Source organism: Devosia epidermidihirudinis, assembly GCF_000971295.1.
Taxonomy (GTDB): Bacteria; Pseudomonadota; Alphaproteobacteria; order Rhizobiales; family Devosiaceae; genus Devosia; species Devosia epidermidihirudinis.
On the sequence record NZ_LANJ01000011.1, the window covers coordinates 103,867 to 127,376 of the forward strand.

A 23,510-nucleotide genomic window follows, 5' to 3' on the forward strand; every position below is an offset into this window, starting at 1 on the left:
TGCAGGTTAGAAGGCTAGTCTGGCGCCGGCACTCACTGTGCTTCCGCGGCTGACAGACGAAGCGTTGTTGCCCAGACAATTAGAGCCAAGGCACTGAAGCCTGCCCCGAGTATCGATACTCCGGTCCATCCCGCTTGTGCATAGGCCATTGTGGAGCTGATCGCTCCAATGGCGCTGCCGATCGAATAGAACACCATATACCCCCCGACGAGGCGGCTACTGGCGTTTGGATGGCGAGCCAAGATGATGCTCTGATTGGTGACATGGACAGCCTGGACTGCCAGATCGAGCAGGACGACGCCGACAAGCAGCAGGAACAGCAAAACCGGCAACATTGCGATCAGGCCCCAAGCTGCAAACAACAGCATCAGGGATAATCCCGTGGTCCATTGACCCAAGCCGCGATCGGCAAGCCGCCCTGCCCCTGCGGCGGCAATCGCGCCTGCCATACCAAAAAGACCGAACAATCCGATCTGGGTATGGGAATAGGAATATGGTGGCGTGCTCAGTGGCAGAACGAGCGCTGTCCAAAACGTGCTGAAGGTCGCAAAGACCAGCAGCGCCAGCAGACCGCGGACCAGCAAGACCGGATCGCGCAGGAACAGCACTGGAATAGAGCGAAGCGTCGCCCCGTAACTCTCGGTGCTGTTTGGAGAGAGCTGGCGCGGCAGGACACGGATCAGTATCCCAACCATAATCGCGGTAAGAACCGCCGAGGTCATATAGACCGCGCGCCAGCCGCCGAGATCTGCCAGCAAACCAGCGAAGAAGCGCGCGCCCAGGATGCCGACCACCACGCCGCTCGTCACCATGCCGACGGCTTTGCCACGCTCAGCCGGCGTCGCCAGGGTCGCAGCAAACGCGACCAGAGCCTGCACGACCACGGCGAGCACGCCCATTGCTGCCAGGCTAGCGAACAAGAACGCCTCCGTCCTCGCCGTTGCGACAGCAACCAGAGCAAGGACTGACAGAATGCCCTGTGCGAGTACCAGGCGGCGCCTATCCACGAGGTCTCCAAGGGGAACGATGAAAATGAGACCCAACGCGTAGCCGAGCTGGGTCAATGTAACGACCAGACCGATCGCAGACGGCGATATCCCGAAATCCTGCGCCATCGCATCAAGCAAGGGCTGGGCGTAGTAGACGTTTGCGACGCTGAGGCCAGCCGCAGCCGAAAAGATCAACGTGGTGACGGTCGATAGCCCTTTGCCGGCATTCTGGCTCGTGGGGCCTTCATCGGTGATCTGCACAGTGGTTCCTTTCACAGATTCCATTTCAGTCCTATCTTGAAACCACTTGTCCAGCGGACTTTCTAGTTCTATTTTAGAACCATATTGGCGGATGGAGATTGCCCTATGGTCAAGCGGGTCAACCTGCGGGATGACGAATGCCCGGTTGCGCGCGCGCTGGATGTTATCGGTGACTGGTGGTCGTTACTGATCATCCGCGACGCATTGGATGGCGTTCGGCGGTTCAACGAGTTTCAGACGGGCCTCGGCATCGCCAAAGGAATGCTGGCAACGCGGCTGCGAGACTTAACCGAACGCGGCATTCTGGAGTCGGCACCGGCCTCAGACGGCAGCGCCTACCGGGAATATGTCTTGACCGAGAAGGGCCGCGGCCTTTTCCTCGTCATCGTGGCATTGCGCCAATGGGGTGAAGATCATCTGTTTGGCCCCAACCAACCAATGTCGTCCTTGGTCGAGACAAAAACCGGCGCCCCTGTCGCTCGCCTCGGACTGCTTGCACAGAACGGGCAGCGTCTGGAGTGGACCGATACAAAAGTAACGAAGGCCGAAGACTAACATCGTCAAAGGTGCCGTTCATAGACGATGCGGCGGTGGCCTATCGAGTGCGTGGGCGGTTGCGCGACACCCCAAAGCTCTGTGCCGCTCCCGAAACAGCGCAGCTTCAAACATCGAATGAAACAGCTTTGAAATAATGCCTACCCATGTCGCTGTTCACCGACCATAGTGTGGGTAGGTATCGTCAGTGACACGCATAGTCATGGGATAGCAGGTGACAACAAATACTGGTGTCTTTCCCCGCGTTGACAATCTCCGAAAGAGGGATGTCTCTTGGGGGACATGCTGCGTGCGACGCATGTCGCAGCTTTCCAACAGGGGCCCGACCCGACGGAATCTGTATCGGCAGATATCTTATCGATAGAGCGTGGGTAGGAGGAAGATCCATGGCGAGCGTGAGTATTAACAAGGCGACAAAGCGGTACGGCAACCTGGTGGTGTTGAAGGGCGTATCGGTGGATATCGAGGACGGCGAGTTCGCGGTCCTGATTGGCCCCTCTGGCTGTGGCAAGTCGACACTGCTCCGCATGATCGCAGGCCTGGAAGATATCACCGGGGGCGAGATCGAGATTGGTGACCGCGTGGTCAACGATCTGCCGCCGAAGGATCGCGATATTGCCATGGTGTTTCAGAACTACGCCTTGTATCCGCACATGACAGTTGAGCAGAACATGGGCTTCTCGCTGAAACTGCAGGGCATTTCAAAAGCCGAGATCGCCAGCAAAGTGGACAGCGCCGCGCAAATTCTTGGACTAGAGGATTTGCTGGATCGGCAGCCTCGCCAGCTTTCCGGCGGGCAGCGCCAGCGTGTCGCGATGGGACGCGCCATCGTCCGCGACCCACAGCTGTTTCTGTTCGACGAGCCGCTCAGCAATCTCGACGCTAAACTGCGCGTGCAGATGCGCGCCGAGATCAAAGAGCTGCATCAGCGCCTCCAGACCACGACCATCTATGTGACCCACGATCAGGTGGAAGCCATGACCATGGCCGACAAGATCGTGGTGATGCGCGATGGCGTTATCGAGCAGATTGGTGCGCCGCTCGATCTCTATGACCGCCCGCTCAATACCTTCGTCGCCAGCTTCATCGGCTCGCCTTCGATGAACTTCATCGAGGGAGCGACCACCCCTGACGGCTTCAGGACCAATGACGGCATCCTGCTCGCGGTGAATGAAGGCGCACCGGCAGCGACGACCTATGGCATCCGCCCCGAGCATCTGCATCTGGCCGATGATGGCGTGGAAATCGAAGTCGTAGTGATCGAGCCCACCGGTTCGGAGACCCAGGTGGTTTGTCGCCTCGGGACGCAAACAATCACCGGGATCTTCCGCGAGCGGCTCAAGGTGACGCCAGGCGACAAGATCAGGGTGAAGCCTGACCTGTCGGAAGTGCACCTGTTCGATGCCAGCGGCATGCGGCTGAACTAGTCAGAATTGCTTTGAGACTGGGGGGCACCTGCCCCCTTTTCCATGAGTCCGACGTCGCAGGACGATCGGAGAACTGATCCTCAAAGGACGCATGATCCAATGACGACGTCTATTCGCGCCGAGACCTTGAGCCTGCCTACATCGCGCCTCGGCCAGCCGAGCAATGTTCCCCGCTTCCGCTGGCAGCAGCCTATCCCTGATACGGAGACACCACCAAACTTTGGTCTGTCCGCAGAGGAGAGCAACCATGGCTTCAACTGGGGCAAGGATTCGATATTGCCCTACCAGGTGTCCGACGATTACGACCGCGACCTGAGGCCCGGCTCACTCGATGTCATCGTGATCGAAAACGCGCGCCTTCGAGCCGTTATTGCGCCGACGCTTGGCGGACGCCTGCTCGAGCTCAAGGACCTGAGTACCGGGCGGGATCTGGTGTTTCGCAATCCGGTCTTGCAGCCTGCAAACCTCGCGGCGCTCAATGCCTGGTTCTCGGGCGGCATCGAATGGAATGGTCTCATTCCCGGGCATACCCCATTCACCTGCGCGCCCGTTTTTGCTGGTGTGCGCGAGACCCCGCGCGGCCCCATTCTGCGGCTTTACGAGTTCGACCGCATCGTTGAAGCCACCTGGCAGATCGACCTGTTCTTGCCTAACGACTCCGCTGTCCTGTTCTCCCATGGCCGCATCGTCAACCCGTCGGACACGGCCCGCCTCGCCTATTGGTGGACCAACATCGCTGTGCCGATGGCGCCGGGCACGCGGGTGCTGAGCCCGGCCGACTATTCGATCGAGCACATCTGGCCCGGCAACAATCTCGGTCGCTGCGCGTTCCCGCGCGACGATTGGGACGCGTCCTATCCGCAGAACTGGGAGAACGCGACGTCCGTGTTCTTCCGCGCACAATCTGCGCCGCGCCTGTTCATTGCCTCCGTCGACCATGATGGCTACGGGCTGGCGCAGTGCAGCACGAGCGAAATGCCAGGCCGGAAATTCTTCTATTTTGGTGACGGCGAAGGCGGCCAGAACTGGATGGATTATCTGTCGAGGCCAGGTGAAGGGGACTATCTCGAAATCCAAAGTGGCATGACGCCGACCCAGAACCAGCGCTTCGAACTCGCAGCGCATGAGGAACGCGACTGGACCGAGGCGTTCATGCCGCTGCAGCTTGACGCAAGGGCGCATGACCCCGCCTATCACACCGCAACGGATCATGCAGCGAACGCAATAGACGCAGCCGTCCCCGCAGATACCTTTGCGGACGTTGATGCGTTTTTGCGCGAGCAGGCCCGCCTCCCCCTCGGCGTCAGGCATTCCACCGGCGCTCACTGGGGCTGGCGGCAGGAGCGCCTGACTGGCGCGCCACTTGCCGCTGGCCTCGACTTCAGCGTGGAGACCGCAGGAGACTACTGGGACGACCTCGCCAATGGTACGCCCATCGCCCCATCGAACCTGATGGATATCCCGACCGGTATCGCCGTGTCGCCCTTGTGGATGAACCGGATCAAGGCTGGTGCGCCAACGTGGGTGGGCGAGCTGATGCTCGCGACGGCGGCGCTTGATCGCAACGAGCGAGAACTGGCTCACCAGCACCTGGCGCAATCCCTAGCGCTGAAGCCAAGCTGGGCGGGCTATCGCCTCGAAGCGCTATTGGCCGACAATCCCACCGACAAGGCGAGCAGCTATCTGCGGGCCTGGAACGCCAGCGGCGCGCCGCCGGAACTCGCAATCGAAATCGCGCAATTCTTTGGCGCTGCCTCGCTTTCGGCCGAACTGAAAGCCTTCGTCGACGCCCTGCCCGTAGAGATCCGGAGCAAGGAACGCATCATTCTCGCCCGTGCAGTGGTTGCTGCCAACGATGGCAACTACGACGAACTTGAACGCCTGTTGTTTGATCGGCCATTTGCAACCATTCGCGAGGGCGAGACGCTGCTGTCTGATCTGTGGATCCGCTTGCGGCGCGGGCGGGTCGAAGCGCAGATCAAGCGCGAGGCGAGCGCTGAAGAGCTAAAGGCCGATCTGAAGGCCAATCCCGTGCCTCGCGCGCTCAACCTGCGCATGCACGAGATCGAGGAGACCTAGTCTGACGGAGACGATTTAGCGACGCGGGCTTTCACCGAGGCGGTGATCGTGGCGAGCATCGCTTCATCGACGGTTACGCCTTGGTGGCGCAGTGCCAGCACTGCCGCGCCAACCGAACCGTCACCCGACAGGCGAATATCGGGTACGTGGCCGGCAGCGCGCATAACCTCGGAGATGGCCGAGGGCAGACCCGTAAGGTGCTCAATGATGCCGCCGCCTAAGACCACCGGCCCGGCAATGTCAGCAGCAAACACCTGCTGGAAATCGGCGAGCAGGTAGCGCTCAGACTGGGCAAGCAATTCTGCCGCAACCGCATCTTGGCCGTTCGCGATCACCAATGGGGCGAATTTGGCAAGTTCGATAGGCCGCATCGCATAGATGGCGTCGATCAGAAGGCGCAGCGGCATCGGTCGGCCGTCAACGACGGCAGTGCTAGTCGTGGGAATGCTCAACGCGTCGAGAACGGCCTCGGTCAATGCGGTTCGAGGGCCACGACCCTCAAGTGCGGCGGTGACGGCTATAGCCGCGTGATGCCCAAGCCAATAGCCTGAGCCAAGATCACCAAGCAGCCAACCGGCCGCGTCAGTAACGCCGTCAACTTCGCCATTGCGGATGCGCACCGCGCCCGCGCCAGTGCCGCACACGACGCAGTAGCCATCCGTTGCCGCAGCCACGGACGGCAGCAAAGCATTGAGATCGCCACTGAACACCAACGGGCCGCTCAGGCCGAGCGCCCTAAAGGCCGCTTCGATCTGTGGCTGCATTGCGTTCACCCGGGGGCCGGCCATCGCAAGCAGCGCAACCGCAATACTGAGGTCTACGCCGGCGTCGGAAACAGCGGCTTCGGCGGCGGAAATGATCGCCGCAGCGGCCAGATCGGGGGGATTGGAACCGGGGTTTCCCCCACGACTTCGGCCCTTGCCAAGACAGTTGCCCGCCAAATCTACGAGCGTTGCCCGGGAGTTAGAGCCGCCGACGTCGATGGCCAGCAGCGCTGTGATCATTCCGTAATAAACCCGCTTGCCAGCACCATACTTGCTAGATAACAATTGTTTTCGAACATCTTCAGTCTTCATGAGATTGATTTTCAATGTTGGCTCTTAGCATACTATGACTGAGACAGCAAAAACGTTCAGCGTATTGGATCGCATTGTGACTTGTCAGTCGCGAATGCCAACCAGCGTCGCAAAAATTGCGGCTGTTCTTATTGAAGATCCGAGGGCCCCACTGACCCTGTCGATCACGGCGCTGGCGAAACGCGCCGGCACCTCAGCAGCGACGGTCACGCGCTTCTCGAGGATGATTGGCTACGCCAGTTTCTCCGACCTGCGGGTGGGTGTTGCCGAGGACGTCGGACGGGGTCGCTCCAAGGCCGCCTGGATCGCCGATATCAGCCGGTCCTTCGGCCCGAATGATCCTCCTGAGGAGATATGTAACGCGCTGTTCAACACCCATATGCTGTCGCTCCAGACGACGGCCAGCCTGATCGACCTGCCCACGGCGCTTCGCGTCGCCAAGATGGTCGTTCAGTCGCGCCATCTGGATGTCTACGGCGTTGGCGGCAGTGCCCTTACCGCGCAGGAAGCCGAGGCCCGGCTGTACCGTATCGGCGTTGGCGTGCACGCCTGGTCGGAGATTCACGACGGGCTCACCAGCGCCGCTATTCTCGATCAGCAATGCGTCGCCATCGCCATCTCCAACACGGGCCACACCGAGGAAACCATCCAGATGCTGACGGTCGCCAAGGCGGCTGGCGCCCACACCGTGGCGATAACGGCCAATTCTGACTCGCCACTGGCCAAACTGGCCCACGATACTCTCATCGCCGCCTCGCCCAACGGCTATCTGCAGCCTGCCGACCTGTCTGCACGGCACAGCCAGCTGTTTGTCGTTGATCTGCTCTATGTGCTGATCGCCCAGCTTGCCTACGATCGCACGGCCCGTCTGCTGGCAGCCTCTGCGGCGGCGGTGGCTCCTCGGCGTCGGCCTATCCGCCGCGCGGCCTCTTCCATGTCTGCAGCCCATCGTGTGGCGGCCGAACGTCCCAAAGAAGCGAGTTAATCATGACCAGCCTGACAGCTCAGTTTTTGCATGAAGTCACAACCCGCCTCGAACGCCTTGCGGGTCCGAATGCCGACATCGACAAAGCCGTAGAGCTGACCACCGACGCGCTCGACGCTGGCGGTGTCATCCAGGCCTTCGGCACAGGGCACTCCGAGGCCTTTGCGATGGAAATTGCCGGTCGTGCGGGCGGGCTGATTGCCACCAATCGCATTGCCTTGCGCACCCTGGTGCTGCGCGGCGGGCGCGATATTTCGGCGCTGGGTGGTTCCGAATTCGAACGCGACCCCGATGTCGGCGAGAACCTGATTTCGCTGTTTGACGTCCAGCCGAATGACATTTTCATGATCGCCTCGAACTCCGGCGTGAATGGATCGATCCTGGGCGTAGCGCTCGCGGCCAAGGCGCGTGGCCACAAGGTGATTGCGCTGACAAGCCTCGACCACACCATGAAGGTGACGCCCAAGCACCCGAGCGGAAAGCGCCTCTACGAGGTCGCAGACGTAACAATCGACAACCTGGCGCCTTTTGGCGACAGCACCATGCAGCTTGAAGGTGGGGTCGGCGTTGGCGCCGTGTCCTCGCTCACTGCAGCCTTTATCGCCCAACGCATCACGATCGGCGTAGCCGAGGCGATGCGCCAACGCGGTAAAATCCCCCCGGTCTATATCTCCGCGAATATCCCGGGAGGCGACGAGCACAATACTGCTCTGGAGAATCTGTACGGCGCGCGAATTCGCAGGGAGGCATAGTCATGTGCGGATGCGTTCGGCGTGGAGTGAACTAGTCGGAAAAATCAATAAGGGAGAACTAGGATGAATAACACTTTCGACCGCCGCTCTTTCCTAAAGGGAACCACGGCACTGGCAGTAACGGCACCGTTCGCCGGCCTGCTGGGTTCTACGGCTTTCAGTACTCTCGCGTTCGCGCAAGATGCAGCCAATCCGTTCGGCGTTGCCGACGGCTCGACAGTTGACGCCGTGATCTTCAACGGCGGCTACGGCATCGACTATGTCGAATTCGCTGCCGCGCTGATGCAGAAGAACCACCCCAACGTCACCGTGAAGGTTTCTCCATCGACCCAGATTGCGCAGGAACTGCAGCCACGTTTCCTCGGCGGCAATCCACCTGACCTGATCGACAACTCTGGCGCCCAGGCCATCGGCTTCAGCGCCATCATCGACCAGCTCGAGGACATGAACAGTGTCCTTGATGCTCCAAGCCTTGAAGGCGTGAAGATCCGCGATACCCTGGTTGGTGGCGTCGAAAAGCCCGGCACCTTCGGTGACAAGTTCGTGGCGCTCAACTACGTCATGACCGTCTACGGGATCTGGTACTCAGCCGCACTGTTCGAAGCCAATGGCTGGACCCCACCAACGACCTGGGCCGAGGCCATCGAACTGGGCAAGAAGGCCAAAGAAAAGAACATCTACCTGTTCGGTTGGGGCAAGGAAGCCGCCACCTACTACCGCACCACTGCTGTCGCTTCGGCAATCAAGGCGGGCGGTGACGAAGTGCGTCTTGCCGTGGACAACTTCACCCCCGGCTTCTGGTCGCACCCAGCCTTCCAGGCCGTGTTCACTGCGCTGCATGAGATCATCCAGGGCGGCATGATGAAGCCAGGTGGCGCAGGCACGCAGTTCACTGCTGCCCAGGCACAATGGTCGAATGACGAAGCGTTCCTGCTCTACCCATCGGGCTCGTGGATCGAAAACGAAATGAAGCCAGCCACCAAGGAAGGCTTCAAGATGACCGGCATGGCCGAACTCTCGGTCGATGCGAACGACAAGCTGCCGAAGACGGCCCTTCACGCTACGGCGGGCGAGCCATTCATCATTCCGGCCGGCGCTCTCAACCTGCCGGGCGGCAAGGAACTGCTCCGCACCATGCTCTCGAAGGAAGCCGCGACGAACTTTGCCAAGGCCAAGCTCGCCCCGACCATCGTCAAGGACACGGTGCCAGCCGACGGTTTCGGCTCCACCGCTCTCGTTTCGCAGAGCAAGCTGCTAGCTGACGCCGGCAACGACGTTTTCACCTGGAACTCGTTCGATCTCTACGGCACGAACCAGGACGAACTCGTCGTGTGGAACAGCTTCCTTGATGGCAAGCTGGATGTGGCAGGCTTCACTGCTGCGCTGCAGGCCATCACTGATGCCGTCTACAACGATGCCTCGGTCACGAAAGTGATCGTGAAGTGATGGACAGCACAATGGCGGGAGAAACCGCCGTCAAGCGACGGTGGAAGCTGCCGAACCTGGAGAACACCAGCTTTATGCTGGTGTTCCTCGGGCTTCCGCTCGCGATCTTCATTATTTTCGTGATCTCGCCATTTGTGCAGGCCTTCTACTACTCAATGACCGATTGGTCAGGCTTTTCGAAGGATATGAACTTCGTTGGCCTGACCAATTACTTCGCGCTGCTGCAGGATCCCGTCTTCACCAAGGCCGTCTACAACAGCATTGTGCTGGTCCTGGTCTTGCCGCCGCTGGTGATTGTGCTGTCTTTGACGCTGGCCACGCTGGTGACGATCGGCGGGGGGACCCGCGGGCAAATTCAGGGCCTCAGGCATTCCAGCCTCTACCGCATCATCTCGTTTTTCCCCTACACGGTCCCAGCAATCGTCATCGGCATCCTCTGGGCGCAGATGTACGATCCGTCCAGCGGCCTGTTGAACGGCATTCTGACCGGGATGGGCTTCGAATTCTTCAAGTCCTTCGCCTGGCTCGGCGACGAGCGCACCGCCATGGGCGCCTCGATCTTCGTCATCGCCTGGTCGATGGTCGGCTTCTACATGGTGCTGTTCATCGCCGCCATCAAAGGCATCCCCTCGGAGGTGTATGAGGCGGCACGTGTCGACGGCGCTGGCCGGTTCCGCACGGCCATCAGCATCACCGTGCCGATGATCCGCGACACTATCCGCACGGCCTATATCTATCTGGGCATCCTCGCCCTCGACGCCTTCGTCTATATGCAGGCGCTCAATCCAAGCGGTGGTCCCGCCAATTCCACGGTGGTGATTTCCCAACACCTGCTGAACACCGCCTTCAAGAAAGGCAAGTTCGGCTATGCAACGTCGATGGGCGCGGCGCTGGCGATCCTGACGCTGACCTTTGCGGCGCTGGTGTTCTTCGTCTTCTGGTGGACTGGACGTCCGCCCAAATCGAGGCGGCGGGTCCGCAGTTCATCCGCGCCAGCGGTTCGGTCAGCTCCAATTGCGAAGCCCGTAAAGGCAACTGCCCCCCGGGAGGCCGTGGCACCGCGCAAGACCATCTGGACGGACAGCACCGTTGCCACCATTTCGCACATCGCCCTGATCGTCTGGGTTGTCATCATCTGCGCCCCCTTGCTGTGGGTGTTGATGAGCTCGTTCAAAACGACCGCGCAGATATTCCAGTCGCCTTTTACGCTCCCCACCACCTTCAACTTCGACAATTACGTCTCTGCATGGACGACCGCGAGCATCGGCAGCTACTTCGTCAACACAGTCATCGTGGTCGGCTGCGCGCTCGTCATCGTCATGCTCTTGGGCTCGATGTGTGCCTATTATCTAGCGCGTTACGAGTTCCGGGGTAGCAAGTTCATCTATTATCTGATGCTCGCTGGCCTGACGTTCCCTGTTTTTCTGGCCGTGGTCCCGCTGTTCCAGACACTCAGGGGCTTTGGTCTGCTGAACACCTTCCCCGGCCTGATCATCACCTATGTGGCGTTCGCGCTGCCGTTCACGGTGTTCTTCCTGTTCGCCTTCTTCAAAACGCTGCCGCAGGAAGTAGCGGAGGCGGCGATGATCGACGGCGCAGGCCCATGGCGCATATTCTTCACCATCATGCTGCCCATGGCCAAGCCAGGCATCGCATCGGTGGCGATCTTCAACTTTCTCGGCCTGTGGAACCAGTTCCTGTTACCGATCGCACTGAACACCAATTCCGCCAATTATGTGCTGTCGCAAGGCATGGCCTCATTCGCATCGCAGGCCGGCTACGCGGTTAACTTCGGCTCCCTGTTCGCGGCTGTCGTGATTACGGTTCTACCGGTGCTTGTCACCTACATCATCTTCCAGCGCCAGCTGCAGGGCTCAGTCTCGTCCGGCCTGCTGAAGTGATCGAACTCTGGGGTCGTCCGAAAGGTCGGCCCTAGCGCCAATTAGACGACAGTTGCCTATCGAATTATTCCGGCACCCACCCGAAGCTGCTGCTTGTGTCGCCTGAGGGACGATATTCGGCACCGATCCACCCGGCGTAGCCGAGACGGCTCAATGCCGTGAAAATGTTGGCGTAGTTGATTTCTCCGGTGCCGGGCTCGTGGCGGCCGGGATTGTCGGCAATCTGGACGTGGGCGATGCGAGGCTGCAAGCGTTCGAGGGTGCGGATGAGATCGCCCTGCATGATCTGCATGTGGTAGAAATCGTACTGCAGGTAAAGGTTATCGGAGCCGACGCGCGCGGCGATGGCTTCATAGTGATCAGTCGTGTTGATCAGGTAGCCCGGCATATCCTTGGTGTTGATCGGCTCAAGCAGGAGCTTGATCCCTGCATCGGCGAAGCGGGCCGCTGCGAATTGCAGGTTGCTGACAAGCGTCGTTTCCAGCTCATCGCGATCCGCACCCGACGGCGCGATACCAGCCAGACAGTTCACCTGCTTGCATCCGGTTTCGTAAGCGTATCCGATCGCCTGGTCGACACTTGAGCGGAATTCATCTCGGCGCTCAGGCAGACAGGCAATGCCGCGTTCGCCGGCGACCCAGTCGCCAACTGGCAAATTGAACAGGGCCTGGGTCAGGCCATTCTCGCGCAAAACGTCAGCAATTTGCGTCGCGGGGTAGTCATAAGCCCCAACATATTCAACACCCTTGAAGCCATCAGCGGCCGCAGCAGCAAATCGGTCGAGAAACGCGTGCTGAGGGTAGAGCATTGATAGATTGGCAGAAAACCGCAGCATCTGGACTGGCCTGTTTGGTGTGATCAATTCAACCGGTAGCACGCTACCCGCCGTTTCATCACCCCCACGCCGCATTTTAGGCAATGCTGCCAGCGTGAAGTTGATATCGTGCACGCACGAATCCCTGATCCTTAGAGACCGCCATGCAGCCCTCCCGCGACATTTCCCGACTGATCGAAATCATGGCCGCTCTCCGCAATCCGGATGGCGGGTGTCCATGGGATCTGGCGCAGGATTTCTCGTCCATTCGCCACTACACGATCGAAGAAGCCTATGAGGTTGCCGACGCCATCGAGCGGATGGATTTTGGCGATCTGCGCGAAGAACTCGGTGATCTGCTGCTGCAGCCGATTTATCACGCGCAGATGGCGAGTGAACTGGGTGAGTTCGATATCGGCGACGTGATCTACTCTATCACGGAGAAACTTATCCGCCGTCATCCGCATGTTTTTGGCGATCTCGACGCCAATGACGCCGGCGCCGCACAGGTGCAGTGGGAGGCCATCAAGGTTCAGGAGCGGGCCATCAAAGCGGCGCGAAAGGGCGAGACCAAGCCGTCGGTGCTGGACGATGTCCCGGGCACCCTGCCCGCTTTGGCGCGCGCAGAAAAACTGACAAAGCGTGCGGCCAAGGTGGGCTTCGACTGGCCTGATATCGCAGCGGTTGCCGCCAAGGTCCACGAGGAGTTGGGCGAGGTCGCAGAAGCGACGGCAGCCGGCGACAAGGCCGCATCACACGAAGAGATTGGCGACCTGCTTTTTGCCGTAGTCAACCTGGCGCGTCATGCTGGCGTGGACGCTGAGGCGGCGCTGCGCGACGCGAACTTCAAATTCACGCGGCGCTTTCACTATGTGGAAGAGCGGGCGCGGCAGGATTGTGTCGCCATCGAGAGCGCCGGTTTGGAGCGGCTCGATGGCTACTGGAACGAAATCCGCAAAGCCGACAAGACTTAAGCGTCGGAGCTTTCGATCCGCCCATTGAAGCGCTCAAGGAACGCCGTCTTGTGACGGGGTTCCACGCGCACCACAAAGCCTGAGCCATTCTCGTTGGGCTCATCGCGCGAAATGACTTCGGAATGCGAATGGAGCCAGCCAATATCGCTACCCGCGCTGTGGGGCACGTGCACGTGATAGGTGCGGCTTTTGTCCGCCAGAGCTGACTCGACAGCCAGTTTGAGCGTATCGAGCCCATGTCCGGTCTTGGCCGACACGGGTACGGATGCCGCGACGCGGCCCGCGGGTGACACACCTGCCAAGGGGTCCTGATCGGGATCGATGCCGAGCAGGTCAATCTTGTTCCAGACCTCGATGATCGGGATCGTCTCAGCCGAAACACCGAGATCGCCAAGAACTTTCAACACATCGAGCGCCTGAGCTGGATGGTCGGGGTTGGCTATATCGCGGACGTGCAGAATGACGTCGGCGTCGATCACCTCTTCAAGCGTCGCACGGAAGGCGGCCACCAGATCGGTGGGGAGATCGGCCACGAAACCCACGGTGTCGCTGAGCATGACTTCACGGCCGTGAGGCAATTCAAGCTTGCGCACGGTGGTATCAAGCGTGGCGAAGAGCAGGTCTTCTGCGAAAACCCCTGCCCCCGTCATTTTGTTGAAAATGCTCGACTTGCCGGCATTGGTGTAACCGACAATGGCGACCACCGGATAAGGCGTACCTTCGCGCTTCTGGCGCTGCTGAGCACGGGTCTTCTTGACCTTTTCCAGGCGGTTTTCGAGCAGCACGATGCGGTCAGCAATCTGCCGACGATCGCTTTCAATCTGCGTTTCGCCGGGGCCACCCATAAAACCGGAGCCGCCGCTGCCACGCTGGCGTTCAAGGTGGGTCCAGGAGCGGACGAGACGGCCCTTCTGGTAATTCAGATGCGCCAACTCGACCTGCAAGACACCTTCGCGGGTGGCTGCGCGTTCGCCAAAGATCTCCAGGATCAAGGCGGTGCGATCGAGCACTTTGGTGCCCGTCTCTTTTTCGAGATTGCGCTGCTGAATCGCGGTCAGGGAGGCATCGACCAAAAGCAGGTCGATGTCCTCAGCCTTGACGCGTTCGGCAAGCGTTGCCGCGTGACCGCCACCGATAAATGTCGATGGCTTGATCTCACGGACCTTGATGACTTCCGAGAAGATGACGTCCAGCCGGATTGCCTCAGCCAAGCCCTCGAACTCGGCCTTGCGAGCCTCGATGGTGTGCTGGGAAATCTGGCCACGCACATCCGGGCAAACCAGTCCTGCGCGCGTTGGAGCCTCGCGGCGATCAATAAACGCCTGTGGGCCGCCCTTGTGGCCGGCTTCATCTTCGTCGTCAAAGTCGTTCATATGGACGTCAGTCGCTGTCTTGGTTCTGTTCGGGATCGAACAACTGGATCGGCGCGCCCGGCATAATTGTCGAGATGGCGTGCTTGTAGACCAACTGCGACTGCGCATCGCGACGCAGCAGCAGGCAGAAATTATCAAACCAGGTGATCACACCCTGAAGCTTGACGCCGTTCACGAGAAAAATCGTGACAGGCACCTTCTGCTTGCGGACGTGATTGAGAAAGGAATCTTGCAGATTCTGTTGTTTTTCGCTGGGCATTTAGGCCTCTTGTTCGCGGCATTGAATGTCGCTGTTGTCATTGTGCATGCTTGCCAAGCCAATCTGTGGGCTGCCGCTAGCCTACAGCATCGGTGTGTTCACCACACATTAAGCAGTATGGCACGGTTCGGATTTCGTGCCTACCCGCGCCAAGTGCATGGCACATGGGAAAATCTGACAGGTGTGGGGTTAGAGCCCCAAGGACTTGATCTTCCTGTGCAATGCGCTGCGCTCCATGCCGACGAATTCGGCAGTCTTGGAGATGTTGCCACCGAAGCGTTCGATCTGGGCCAGCAGGTACTGGCGCTCGAAAACTTCGCGGGCATCTCGCAGTGGCAGGCTCATCAGATGCGCCGACGCGTCGGTATCACCCACAGTCGGCAGCACTTCGCCAATGTCAGATGGCAGCATGGCAGCGGTGATGACCCCATCTTCGGGCTGCTGATCCTTCATCAGGATCAACAGGCGTTCGATGGAGTTGCGGAGCTGACGCGCGTTTCCAGGCCATTCCTGCGCTTGCAGCACGGCAATGGCGTCGTCACCAACAGTCATGCGCTGCAGATTGTGCATGCGGCAGACCTGCTCGATGAACACCGAAACGAGAGGCGGTACGTCCTCGCGGCGCTCTTTGAGCGGGGTCAGCGGCAGCGGCACGATGGACAGGCGATGGAACAGGTCGGAGCGGAACTCACCCGCCTCAATCTGCGCTGCAACATTCTGCGAGCTTGCAGCAATGATGCGCACGTCGATGGGAACGGCCTGTGTACCGCCGACGCGGTTGAAGCGGTTTTCAACGAGAGTGCGCAGCAAAGCGGCCTGCGTATTGGCTGGAAGCGTTGTCACTTCCGATAGGTACAGCGTACCACCATGCGCCTTTTCCAGAGCGCCCACTTCGACTTTGAGAATGCCGTTCTTCTCGCGCGTTTCGCGACCGAACAGCACGACGGGCACTTCTTCCGGCGCATAGAGGGAGGCGTTGATCTCGACGAAGGGTGCATCGGCGCGTGGGCTGCGCTGGTGGATCATGCGGGCGACTAGGCCCTTGCCGGCACCAGATGGACCCGAAATGAAGATGCGCGAATTGGTGGGCGCGGACTTCTCGATGAGCGCTTTGACCTGCTGCAGCGCAGGCGACGTGCCGACCATGTCGATGCTCTTGGACGCAGAGCGCTCCTTGAGTTCCGCCACCTCATTGCGCAGGCGCGTCGCCTCCATCGCCCGCTGGGTGATATGCAGCAGCCGGTCAATCTTGAAGGGCTTCTCGATGTAGTCGTAGGCGCCGCGGCGAATAGCAGAGACGGCGGTTTCGACGTTGCCGTGCCCTGAAATCATCACCACCGGCATGTCCGGGTGCTGGCTCTGGAACACGTCGAGCAGTTGCAGCCCGTCAAGGCGCGAACCCTGCATCCAGATGTCGAGGAAGACCAGGCTTGGTCGACGGCGGGCGATTTCGTTCAGTCCGCTATCGGCGTCATGAGCCTGCCGCGCCTCAAAGCCCTCATCCTCAAGGATGCCGGCGATCAGCTCGCGGATATCGTCTTCATCGTCAATAATCAGGATATCTAGTGCCATTACTTATGAACCACCGCTGAAATGAGCGGTTCCTCCTGTTGGGAGTTTGTGACGCTCGTCTCAGCTTGTTCGGCTGCGGCGTTCGCCTTTGATGGGGATTGGAGGGGCAGTGTGAACGTCACACAAGCGCCTACGCGGCCTGCGGCGTCCGGCTCGGCGTCGACGAGTTCCACGATGCCTCCGTGTTGTTCGATGATCTTGGCAACAATCGCGAGGCCGAGGCCGGTGCCCTTTTCTCGCGTCGTCATATAGGGTTCGAGCAGGCGCTGGCGGTTATCTTTTGGCCAGCCCTTGCCGTTATCGGAAATGGAAATGCGCGCGTAGTTGCCCTCAAGGTGCGCATCGACCTTGATGGTTGGGTGGGTGTTGTCTGGTAGATCCAGCCCCTCGAAAGCCTCGACGGCATTCTTGATCAGGTTGGTCAGCGACTGGGAAATCAGGCGGCTGTCGAACCAAGCGTAGATGGCTTCTGCGGGTAGATCGGTGTCGATGGTCAGCTCTGGCAGGCGGACACTTTCGAGGAAGACAGCCTGGCGGATGGTATCTGACAGGTCAGCCATGTCCGGCGACGCCTCGGGCATACGCGCGAAGGCGGAGAACTCGTCGACCATGCGGCCGATGTCGCCGACCTGACGGACGATGGTGTTGATGCACTTGTCGAAGACTTCGCGATCGTCCTCGAGCTTGGAGCCATAGCGGCGGCGCAGACGCTCTGCCGAAAGCTGGATGGGCGTCAGCGGGTTCTTGATTTCGTGGGCGATGCGGCGCGCAACGTCGGCCCAGGCGCTGGTGCGCTGGGCGGATTCGAGATCTGTGATGTCGTCGAATGTCAGCACGTAACCCTTTGATTCCGTAATGGAACCCTCACGAGTGAGCTGGACTTGATAAGTACGTTTATCGGTCTCGTTGCCGAGCTGAACCTGATCACGCACCTGCCCGCGACGGGCCGAACGGGCACGTTCAAGGATAGGGCTGAGCTCGGGCATAACTTCTTCGATGCGGTCGCCCATGAGGTCGATTTCCGGCATTCCGAGCATTTCGCAGGCGCGGGCGTTGACCAGGGTTATAGCGCCAAAGGGGTCGAGGCCGATGATGCCCGCGGACACGCCTTCCACCACCGCCTCTGTGAACTGACGGCGCTTTTCGTTCATCTCACTGGCGGTGAGAAGTGCTTCACGCTGTGATTTAAGTTGCTGCGTCATCCGGTTGAAGCCGTTTGACAAGTCGCGCAGGTCGCCCCGTCCATCCTGCACCGGAACCTGCACTTCCAAGTCGCCGCCGCTGACGCGGTTTGAGGCGATCATGAGGTTACGGATGGGATCCACAAAGCGGTTGGCCAGCGCAATGCCAATCCACAATGCGGCCAACAAAAGCACCACCGCAAGCCCCACATACATGATGGTAAAGGTTATCTGGAAAACTAACCGGTTCGACGCATATTGGCGGTATTCGGTGATGTTTTCGTCGGTGAGGCGCATGTACTCCAGCACCTCGGCATCGACCGGGCGCGCGACGAACAGATAGATGTTGTCGTAGCCCCGCAGCTTGGAGACCGAGCCCACAAGATTGGTGGTGCCGGGAGAGAGGAAGGCCGGCGTGCCCTCAGCGACCAAGGGGATGACGCCGCTTGGCACTTTTGGGTATGCGCCCTGCACAGCGATCTGCGCGCGCATCAGCGTATTGCCGTCAACATCGACCAGCGTGGTGAACGGCAGTGAGCGCGTGACAGCCAAAGCGGTCAGGATGCGCTGGAAGCGGGTGCGGTCTTCTTCATAAGTCGCGTGAGCCTGCTCAAGCTCGGTCGTCACCCAGATGATGTCATCGCGTAAGACCTGGGCGTGCTCGAGCATGTAGGAGCGCGCGACGAGGCGCGAGCTTTCCACCATGGCGCGGGTACGCTCGGAGAACCACTGATCGAGACCCTGATTGAGGGCGATGGTGGCGACGACGGCAACGATGGCAGCCGGGATGGCGGCCACGAGCGCAAACATCGTTACCATGCGAATCTGCATGCCGGCGCCCGCTTGCCGCTGCATGCGGGCCTGAATCAGCAGCACCGCCTCGGTGACAACCAGCGCCAGAACCAGCAGCACGAGGACGCCGGTGACGATCCAGATGATAGTCCAGACGTTGGTAGATGGCTCGATATTGGTCGTTCCCGAAAGGATCAGGAACGAGATCAACGACATCAAAACCGATGCAGAAACAACGATGAAGCCGAGAACGCGTAGCGAGCGATTGCCCTGGGCAGCAAAAAACGGCGAGCGCGCAGCTTTGCGAGCCTCACTTGTACTTTTATGCTGAGGCTGGTCGCCTATTGTGGCTGTCGTCTCGTTCATCAATGGCCGAATGGCACTCCGTCTCCGCCAAGGTCAGGCAGAGTCTGACGCAATTTGGGCGACCCTTCAAGATAATTGTTGCTAAAATGTGACACCGATGTGTGAGCCCGTTCCTCACGGCATCTGCTTCACACCAGACACGTCGCATATCTGGCCTGCAGACCACGGAGACAGCAGCCACTGGACAAGAGATGTGGCGACGGGCACACCAGTATTTGCGGCCACATTTGCAGAGTCCTCCGTGTCATCCCCCACTTCCGTTCGCGTCGAGACCGCAAGCCTCACCGGCATGGCTCTCGGCATCGCTGCCTATTCCCTGTTTTCCGCCCACGACGCCATGATCAAGGGCGTGATCATGGCCCTGCCCGCCCCGCAGATTCTGTTCGTGCGTGGCGTCGTGGTGATGGCGCTGTGCCTAGCTATCGGCCGTACGCAGATCATCGTTGACCTCTGGCACTCCAAGAACCGCGCGTTGATCCTCGGCCGAGGCCTTATGACCCTGGCCGCCTGGGTGATGTATTATAGCTCCGGCCGCGAACTGCAGCTGGCAGAGATGACGACGCTCTATTACGTCGCGCCAGTGCTGACGACGGTTCTGGCCGTCATCTTCCTCAAGGAGCAGATTACCCTGGCGCGTGTCGGTGGCGCGGCAATCGGGTTCTTTGGCATCGTGGTTGCCGCCAATCCAACGGGCTTCACCATCGGCTGGCCGGTGATCATGGTGCTGGGAGCCGCGCTGTTCTGGGCGATCTCGATGATCCTGATGCGGACCATTTCCAAGAGCGACCGGACCATCGTGCAGGTGTTCGCGCAGAACCTGATCCACGTGGTGGTGATGGCGGGGTTCACGCTGCCGTTCTGGCAGGCGATGGGCGCGCGCGAGATCGCGCTGTGCGTTGCTGCGGGCCTGGTCGGCGGCCTTGCCCAATTCATGCTGGTTGAAGCGGCACGGTCCGTTCCGGCCAGTGTTCTGGGGACGGTGGAATACGGCGCGCTGATCTGGAGCTTCGTGTTCGGCTATCTGTTCTGGGGCGAGATGCCCGCGACGACGGTCTATATCGGAGCATTTCTTGTGGTCGCCGCGGGTTTGACGCTCGCCCTGAGCGAGCACCGGAACCGGCGGGAAATCATCGATGCGCCCTAGCTGCGGCGACTGTGCTTGACGATCTCGATGCTGTGCGTGCGGATCTTCTTGCGCAGCGTATTGCGGTTTAGACCCAGAAGGTCGGCAGCCTTGATCTGGTTGCCGCCACAGGCATTGAGCGCCATAGCGATCAGCGGCGCTTCCACCCGATCGATAACGCGCTGATAGAGCCCCGCTGGCGGCAGATTGGGCTCATACTCGCGCAACACCTGCCCCACATGCGTCTCGACCGCCATGGACACGTCTACCGGCCCGGCAGCGCCCGGCGTCGAGGGGCGCTCGGCGATGTTCAGCTCGTTCTGGACGATCTCTGGGGAAATGCTTTCGTCGGCATAAAGCGCTGATAGGCGACGAACGAGGTTTTCCAGTTCGCGCACGTTGCCAGGCCATGCGTAGTTCTGCATGAGCTTGATGGCTTCGGGCGAAATGGATTTGACCGGCTCACCTTCGCGCTGCGCGGCCTTGAGGAAGTGCAGCGCCAGATCGCCAATATCATCGCTGCGTTCGCGCAGGGGCGGCAAGCGGATCGGCACGACGTTAAGGCGATAGTAGAGATCCTCGCGGAACAGGCCCTGACGGATCATCTGGCTGAGATCGCGGTGCGTGGCGGCGACGATGCGGACATTGGTCTTGATGGCGCTGCGGCCGCCGACCATCGTGTATTCGCCCTCCTGCAGAACGCGCAACAGGCGGGTCTGAGCATCCATCGGCATGTCGCCGATTTCGTCGAGGAAGAGCGTACCGCCCTCGGCCTGTTCGAAGCGGCCCGATGAACGGGTATTCGCGCCGGTGAAAGCGCCCTTCTCGTGACCGAACAGTTCGGCTTCGATCAGGTCGCGCGGAATGGCGGCCATGTTGATGGCGACGAAGGGGCCGTTGCGGCGCTTGCCGAAGTCATGCAAGGCACGAGCCACCAGTTCTTTGCCGGTGCCGCTCTCGCCGGTGATCATCACCGTGAGATCGGTCTGCATCAGACGCGCAAGGGCGCGGTAGATGTCCTGCATAGCGGTCGAGCGACCCACCAGCGGCATGGTTTCGCCGGGCTCTTCGGCGTGGCGATCGGCGTTGGACGGCTTTTTAGCATCGGCCAAGGCGCGGGCGACGACCGAGAGAACCTCGGTGATGTCGAAGGGCTTGGGCAGGTACTCGTAGGCACCGACTTCTGACGCGCGAATGGCAGTCATGAAGGTGTTCTGCGCTGACATGACGATCATGGGCAGATCGGGACGCAGCTTCTTGATCTTGGGCATCACCTCAAAGGCGTTGCCATCGGGCATGGCCACGTCGGTGATGAGGATATCGCCCTCGCCGCGGCTGACCCAGTTCCACATGGTGGAGATGTTGCCGGTGGGGCGAACTTCGTAACCGGCGCGGGTCAGCGCCTGATTGAGCACCATACGGATGGCGGCATCATCGTCGGCAAGAAGAACTACGTGACTCATATTGCCGATTCCCTTTGAGTGGATGCGTCGAAGGCGCCGCTGGCGACGGGGAGCAGAATGCGAAACCGCGTTCTGCCGGGGCGGCTTTCACAATCGATGACGCCGCCATGGTCGCCAACAATCTTGGCGACGAGCGCCAGACCGAGGCCAGAGCCGTTTTGTTTGGTGGTGACGAATGGATCGAAGAGGAATGGCAAGATGTCTGGTGGAACACCCGGGCCGTTATCCTCGATGACGATCTCAAGCGGCAGTGAAATGCGCTCAGAGACCCCAGTGACGGCAATACGCACGCCCGGTCGAAACGCGGTGGTGAACCGGATCTCGGGTTTCTGAGTCCGTTCAACGGCCTCTGCCGCATTCTTCACCAGGTTCAGGAAGACCTGAATGAGCTGGTCGCGGTTACCCAAGACTGGCGGGAGCGACGGATCGTATTCTTCGGAGAAGGCAATGCCACGGGCAACGCCATTGCGCGCGAGCAGCTTCACCCGGTCCAGCACCACGTGAATGTTGATCGGCTCCCGCTCCAGCGGACGCTCGTCGCCAAACACCTCCACGCGATCGATAAGGCCAACGATGCGGTCGGTTTCCTCGCGGATCAGGCGGGTCAATGGAACTTCATCGCTGCTGACGGTCTGTTCGAGCAGCTGTGCAGCGCCGCGAATGCCGGAAAGCGGGTTCTTGATTTCATGAGCCAGCATGGATGCAAGGCCCGTTACCGAGCGGGCGGCGCCGCGCGATACCATTTGCCGGTCGATCTTGTCGGCCATGGTACGCTCCTGGATGAGAAGCGCGACGCGGCCATCGGTGTCGGAGATCGGGCTGGCGAAGACGTCAGCGATCCGCTCATCGCCGAAGCGGGAGGAACCGACACGAACGCGATATTCTGTCATCGGCGCACGACGAAGCGTGACGGTTTCCACAAGGCCAATAATGGGCGAGCCGAAGGCGATCAGGTCATCGAGGCGCTGACGCACCAGAACGCTGAGGGACGCACCGAAAAAGGCCTCGGCGGCGTAATTGACGAAAGTGATCTGGCGATCTTCGTCGCACACCAGAATGGGCTGCGGCAGTGCCTGCAGAACGGCCATGGAGGGGACGGCGGCGGTGTCTTGCGTAAGGGTCATGCCGCTGCGGTCCATTGGCCGGAGAAAATGTGGTCGATCATGCCGAGGACTTCAGCAGGCGTTTCGTTGTTGAGAAAGGCCGAGCGGGTTGGCTTGTCGAGCACGATGCCGGCCGCTTCAGTGTACCAATCGAGGTGCTTCCGCGAGGCACGGAGACCAACCGCGGTGCCATATTCGACCAGCATGTCTTCATAGTGCTCGGAGATGAGCGCGACGAGCTCGGCGCCTGCAGGAGCCTCCGGGCCGGCTTCGCCCTGAAGCCCTGCCCCGATCTGAGCGACGGCCCATGGCTGCCCCTGTGCGCCACGGCCGAGCATAACAGCGGCGGCGCCAGACTGGGCCAACGCCTCGCGGGCGGCTGCAAGATCGATGATGTCACCATTGACAACGACAGGCACGTCGACGGCTTCGACAACCTCACGGACCAACTCCCAACGCGCGGAGCCCTTGTAGAACTGCTGGCGAGTGCGGCCATGGACGGTGATCATCTTGACGCCGGCATCGACGGCCCGACGCGCCATTTCCGGGGCGTTGAGGCTTTCATCGTCCCAACCCAGGCGCATCTTGACGGTCACGGGCAGCGGCGTGGCCGACACAACCGCATCGATCAACGTCATGGCCAGGTCCGGCACGCGCATCAGCGCAGAACCTGCATAGCCGTTGGTCACGCGCTTGGCTGGACAGCCGAAGTTGATGTCGATGATATCGGCACCGGCGTCATGGGCAATCCGCGCGCCCTGAGCCATCCACTCGGCCTCGCAGCCGGCAAGCTGCACCATATGGGGCAAAGTGTTCGGCTTGCCGAGTTTACGCACCATTTCCTGATTGCCGACACCGAGTGCATTGCTGGCGATCATCTCGGACACGACCATGCCTGCGCCAAACCGCTCGGCTATCTTGCGGAAAGGACGATCGGTAATGCCAGCCATGGGAGCGAGGAAAGCATTGTTGCGCACCAAGTGATCGCCGATGCTTATCTTGGAGGCATGCTCAGTCAC

At 60.3% G+C, this 23,510-nt stretch carries 19 protein-coding genes; 9 read left to right on the forward strand and 10 right to left on the reverse strand.

What is annotated here, in order from left to right:
- Positions 1-32: 32 nt before the first annotated feature.
- Positions 33-1,274 carry an MFS transporter gene (locus tag WH87_RS03460; RefSeq protein WP_082092475.1) on the reverse strand — a complete coding sequence of 414 codons (1,242 nt, stop codon included), beginning with the start codon at positions 1,272-1,274 and terminating at the stop codon, positions 33-35.
- Positions 1,275-1,355: 81 nt separating this feature from the next.
- On the opposite strand from WH87_RS03460, the gene WH87_RS03465 reads away from it, so the two are divergent.
- The 3 genes from WH87_RS03465 (at position 1,356) to WH87_RS03475 (ending at position 5,311) form a co-directional block, all read left to right on the forward strand.
- Positions 1,356-1,805, forward strand: coding sequence for a winged helix-turn-helix transcriptional regulator (locus WH87_RS03465; RefSeq protein WP_046138476.1), 450 nt, complete (start codon positions 1,356-1,358; stop codon positions 1,803-1,805).
- Positions 1,806-2,191: 386 nt separating this feature from the next.
- A complete protein-coding gene (locus tag WH87_RS03470; protein WP_046138475.1) occupies positions 2,192-3,232 on the forward strand; it encodes an ABC transporter ATP-binding protein in 1,041 nt (346 codons plus the stop codon).
- Between the two features lie 99 nt (positions 3,233-3,331).
- Positions 3,332-5,311: a DUF5107 domain-containing protein gene (locus tag WH87_RS03475; RefSeq protein WP_046138474.1), complete on the forward strand. Its 1,980-nt coding sequence runs from the start codon at positions 3,332-3,334 to the stop codon at positions 5,309-5,311.
- Here WH87_RS03475 and WH87_RS03480 read toward each other — a convergent pair.
- Positions 5,308-6,402, reverse strand: a complete 1,095-nt coding sequence (locus WH87_RS03480; protein ID WP_082092477.1) for an N-acetylglucosamine kinase — start codon at positions 6,400-6,402, stop codon at positions 5,308-5,310. The genes WH87_RS03475 and WH87_RS03480 overlap by 4 nt on opposite strands.
- A gap of 19 nt (positions 6,403-6,421) precedes the next feature.
- Here WH87_RS03480 and WH87_RS03485 point away from each other — a divergent pair, with 19 nt between their 5' ends.
- The 4 genes from WH87_RS03485 (at position 6,422) to WH87_RS19735 (ending at position 11,471) form a co-directional block, all read left to right on the forward strand.
- Positions 6,422-7,372, forward strand: a complete 951-nt coding sequence (locus tag WH87_RS03485; protein WP_046138472.1) for a MurR/RpiR family transcriptional regulator — start codon at positions 6,422-6,424, stop codon at positions 7,370-7,372.
- Positions 7,373-7,374: 2 nt separating this feature from the next.
- Positions 7,375-8,124, forward strand: coding sequence for a sugar isomerase domain-containing protein (locus WH87_RS03490; RefSeq protein ID WP_046138471.1), 750 nt, complete (start codon positions 7,375-7,377; stop codon positions 8,122-8,124).
- A gap of 63 nt (positions 8,125-8,187) precedes the next feature.
- Positions 8,188-9,570, forward strand: coding sequence for an N-acetylglucosamine/diacetylchitobiose ABC transporter substrate-binding protein (ngcE, locus tag WH87_RS03495; protein WP_046138470.1), 1,383 nt, complete (start codon positions 8,188-8,190; stop codon positions 9,568-9,570).
- Between the two features lie 11 nt (positions 9,571-9,581).
- A complete protein-coding gene (locus tag WH87_RS19735) occupies positions 9,582-11,471 on the forward strand; it encodes an ABC transporter permease (protein ID WP_197410715.1) in 1,890 nt (629 codons plus the stop codon).
- 64 nt (positions 11,472-11,535) lie between these two features.
- Here the strand turns inward: WH87_RS19735 and hyi are convergent, their stop codons facing one another.
- Positions 11,536-12,306: a hydroxypyruvate isomerase gene (hyi, locus tag WH87_RS03510; RefSeq protein ID WP_046138469.1), complete on the reverse strand. Its 771-nt coding sequence runs from the start codon at positions 12,304-12,306 to the stop codon at positions 11,536-11,538.
- A gap of 143 nt (positions 12,307-12,449) precedes the next feature.
- On the opposite strand from hyi, the gene mazG reads away from it, so the two are divergent.
- Positions 12,450-13,259, forward strand: a complete 810-nt coding sequence (gene mazG, locus WH87_RS03515; protein WP_046138468.1) for a nucleoside triphosphate pyrophosphohydrolase — start codon at positions 12,450-12,452, stop codon at positions 13,257-13,259.
- Here mazG and hflX read toward each other — a convergent pair.
- The 4 genes from hflX to WH87_RS03535 form a co-directional block, all read right to left on the reverse strand.
- A complete protein-coding gene (gene hflX, locus WH87_RS03520) occupies positions 13,256-14,632 on the reverse strand; it encodes a GTPase HflX (RefSeq protein ID WP_046138467.1) in 1,377 nt (458 codons plus the stop codon). The genes mazG and hflX overlap by 4 nt on opposite strands.
- A 7-nt stretch (positions 14,633-14,639) precedes the next feature.
- Entirely contained in the window at positions 14,640-14,891 is a 252-nt protein-coding gene (gene hfq, locus WH87_RS03525; protein WP_046138466.1) for an RNA chaperone Hfq, read from the reverse strand.
- A gap of 189 nt (positions 14,892-15,080) precedes the next feature.
- Entirely contained in the window at positions 15,081-16,463 is a 1,383-nt protein-coding gene (gene ntrX, locus WH87_RS03530; protein ID WP_046138465.1) for a nitrogen assimilation response regulator NtrX, read from the reverse strand.
- Positions 16,463-18,802 (reverse strand): sensor histidine kinase NtrY-like, encoded by a 2,340-nt coding sequence (locus WH87_RS03535; protein WP_046138464.1) that lies wholly within the window; start codon positions 18,800-18,802, stop codon positions 16,463-16,465. Before WH87_RS03535 ends, ntrX begins: the two co-directional genes overlap by 1 nt.
- A 241-nt stretch (positions 18,803-19,043) precedes the next feature.
- Here WH87_RS03535 and WH87_RS03540 point away from each other — a divergent pair, with 241 nt between their 5' ends.
- Positions 19,044-19,946, forward strand: coding sequence for a DMT family transporter (locus WH87_RS03540; protein WP_197410716.1), 903 nt, complete (start codon positions 19,044-19,046; stop codon positions 19,944-19,946).
- Here the strand turns inward: WH87_RS03540 and ntrC are convergent.
- From ntrC to dusB, 3 genes are read right to left on the reverse strand one after another with little or no spacing between them, the layout of a single operon-like run.
- Positions 19,943-21,388, reverse strand: coding sequence for a nitrogen regulation protein NR(I) (gene ntrC, locus WH87_RS03545; RefSeq protein WP_046138462.1), 1,446 nt, complete (start codon positions 21,386-21,388; stop codon positions 19,943-19,945). The two genes, WH87_RS03540 and ntrC, sit on opposite strands and share 4 nt — an antisense overlap.
- Positions 21,385-22,512 (reverse strand): two-component system sensor histidine kinase NtrB, encoded by a 1,128-nt coding sequence (locus WH87_RS03550; RefSeq protein WP_046138673.1) that lies wholly within the window; start codon positions 22,510-22,512, stop codon positions 21,385-21,387. The genes ntrC and WH87_RS03550 overlap by 4 nt, the downstream gene beginning before the upstream one ends.
- Positions 22,509-23,510, reverse strand: a complete 1,002-nt coding sequence (dusB, locus tag WH87_RS03555; protein WP_052726357.1) for a tRNA dihydrouridine synthase DusB — start codon at positions 23,508-23,510, stop codon at positions 22,509-22,511. Before dusB ends, WH87_RS03550 begins: the two co-directional genes overlap by 4 nt.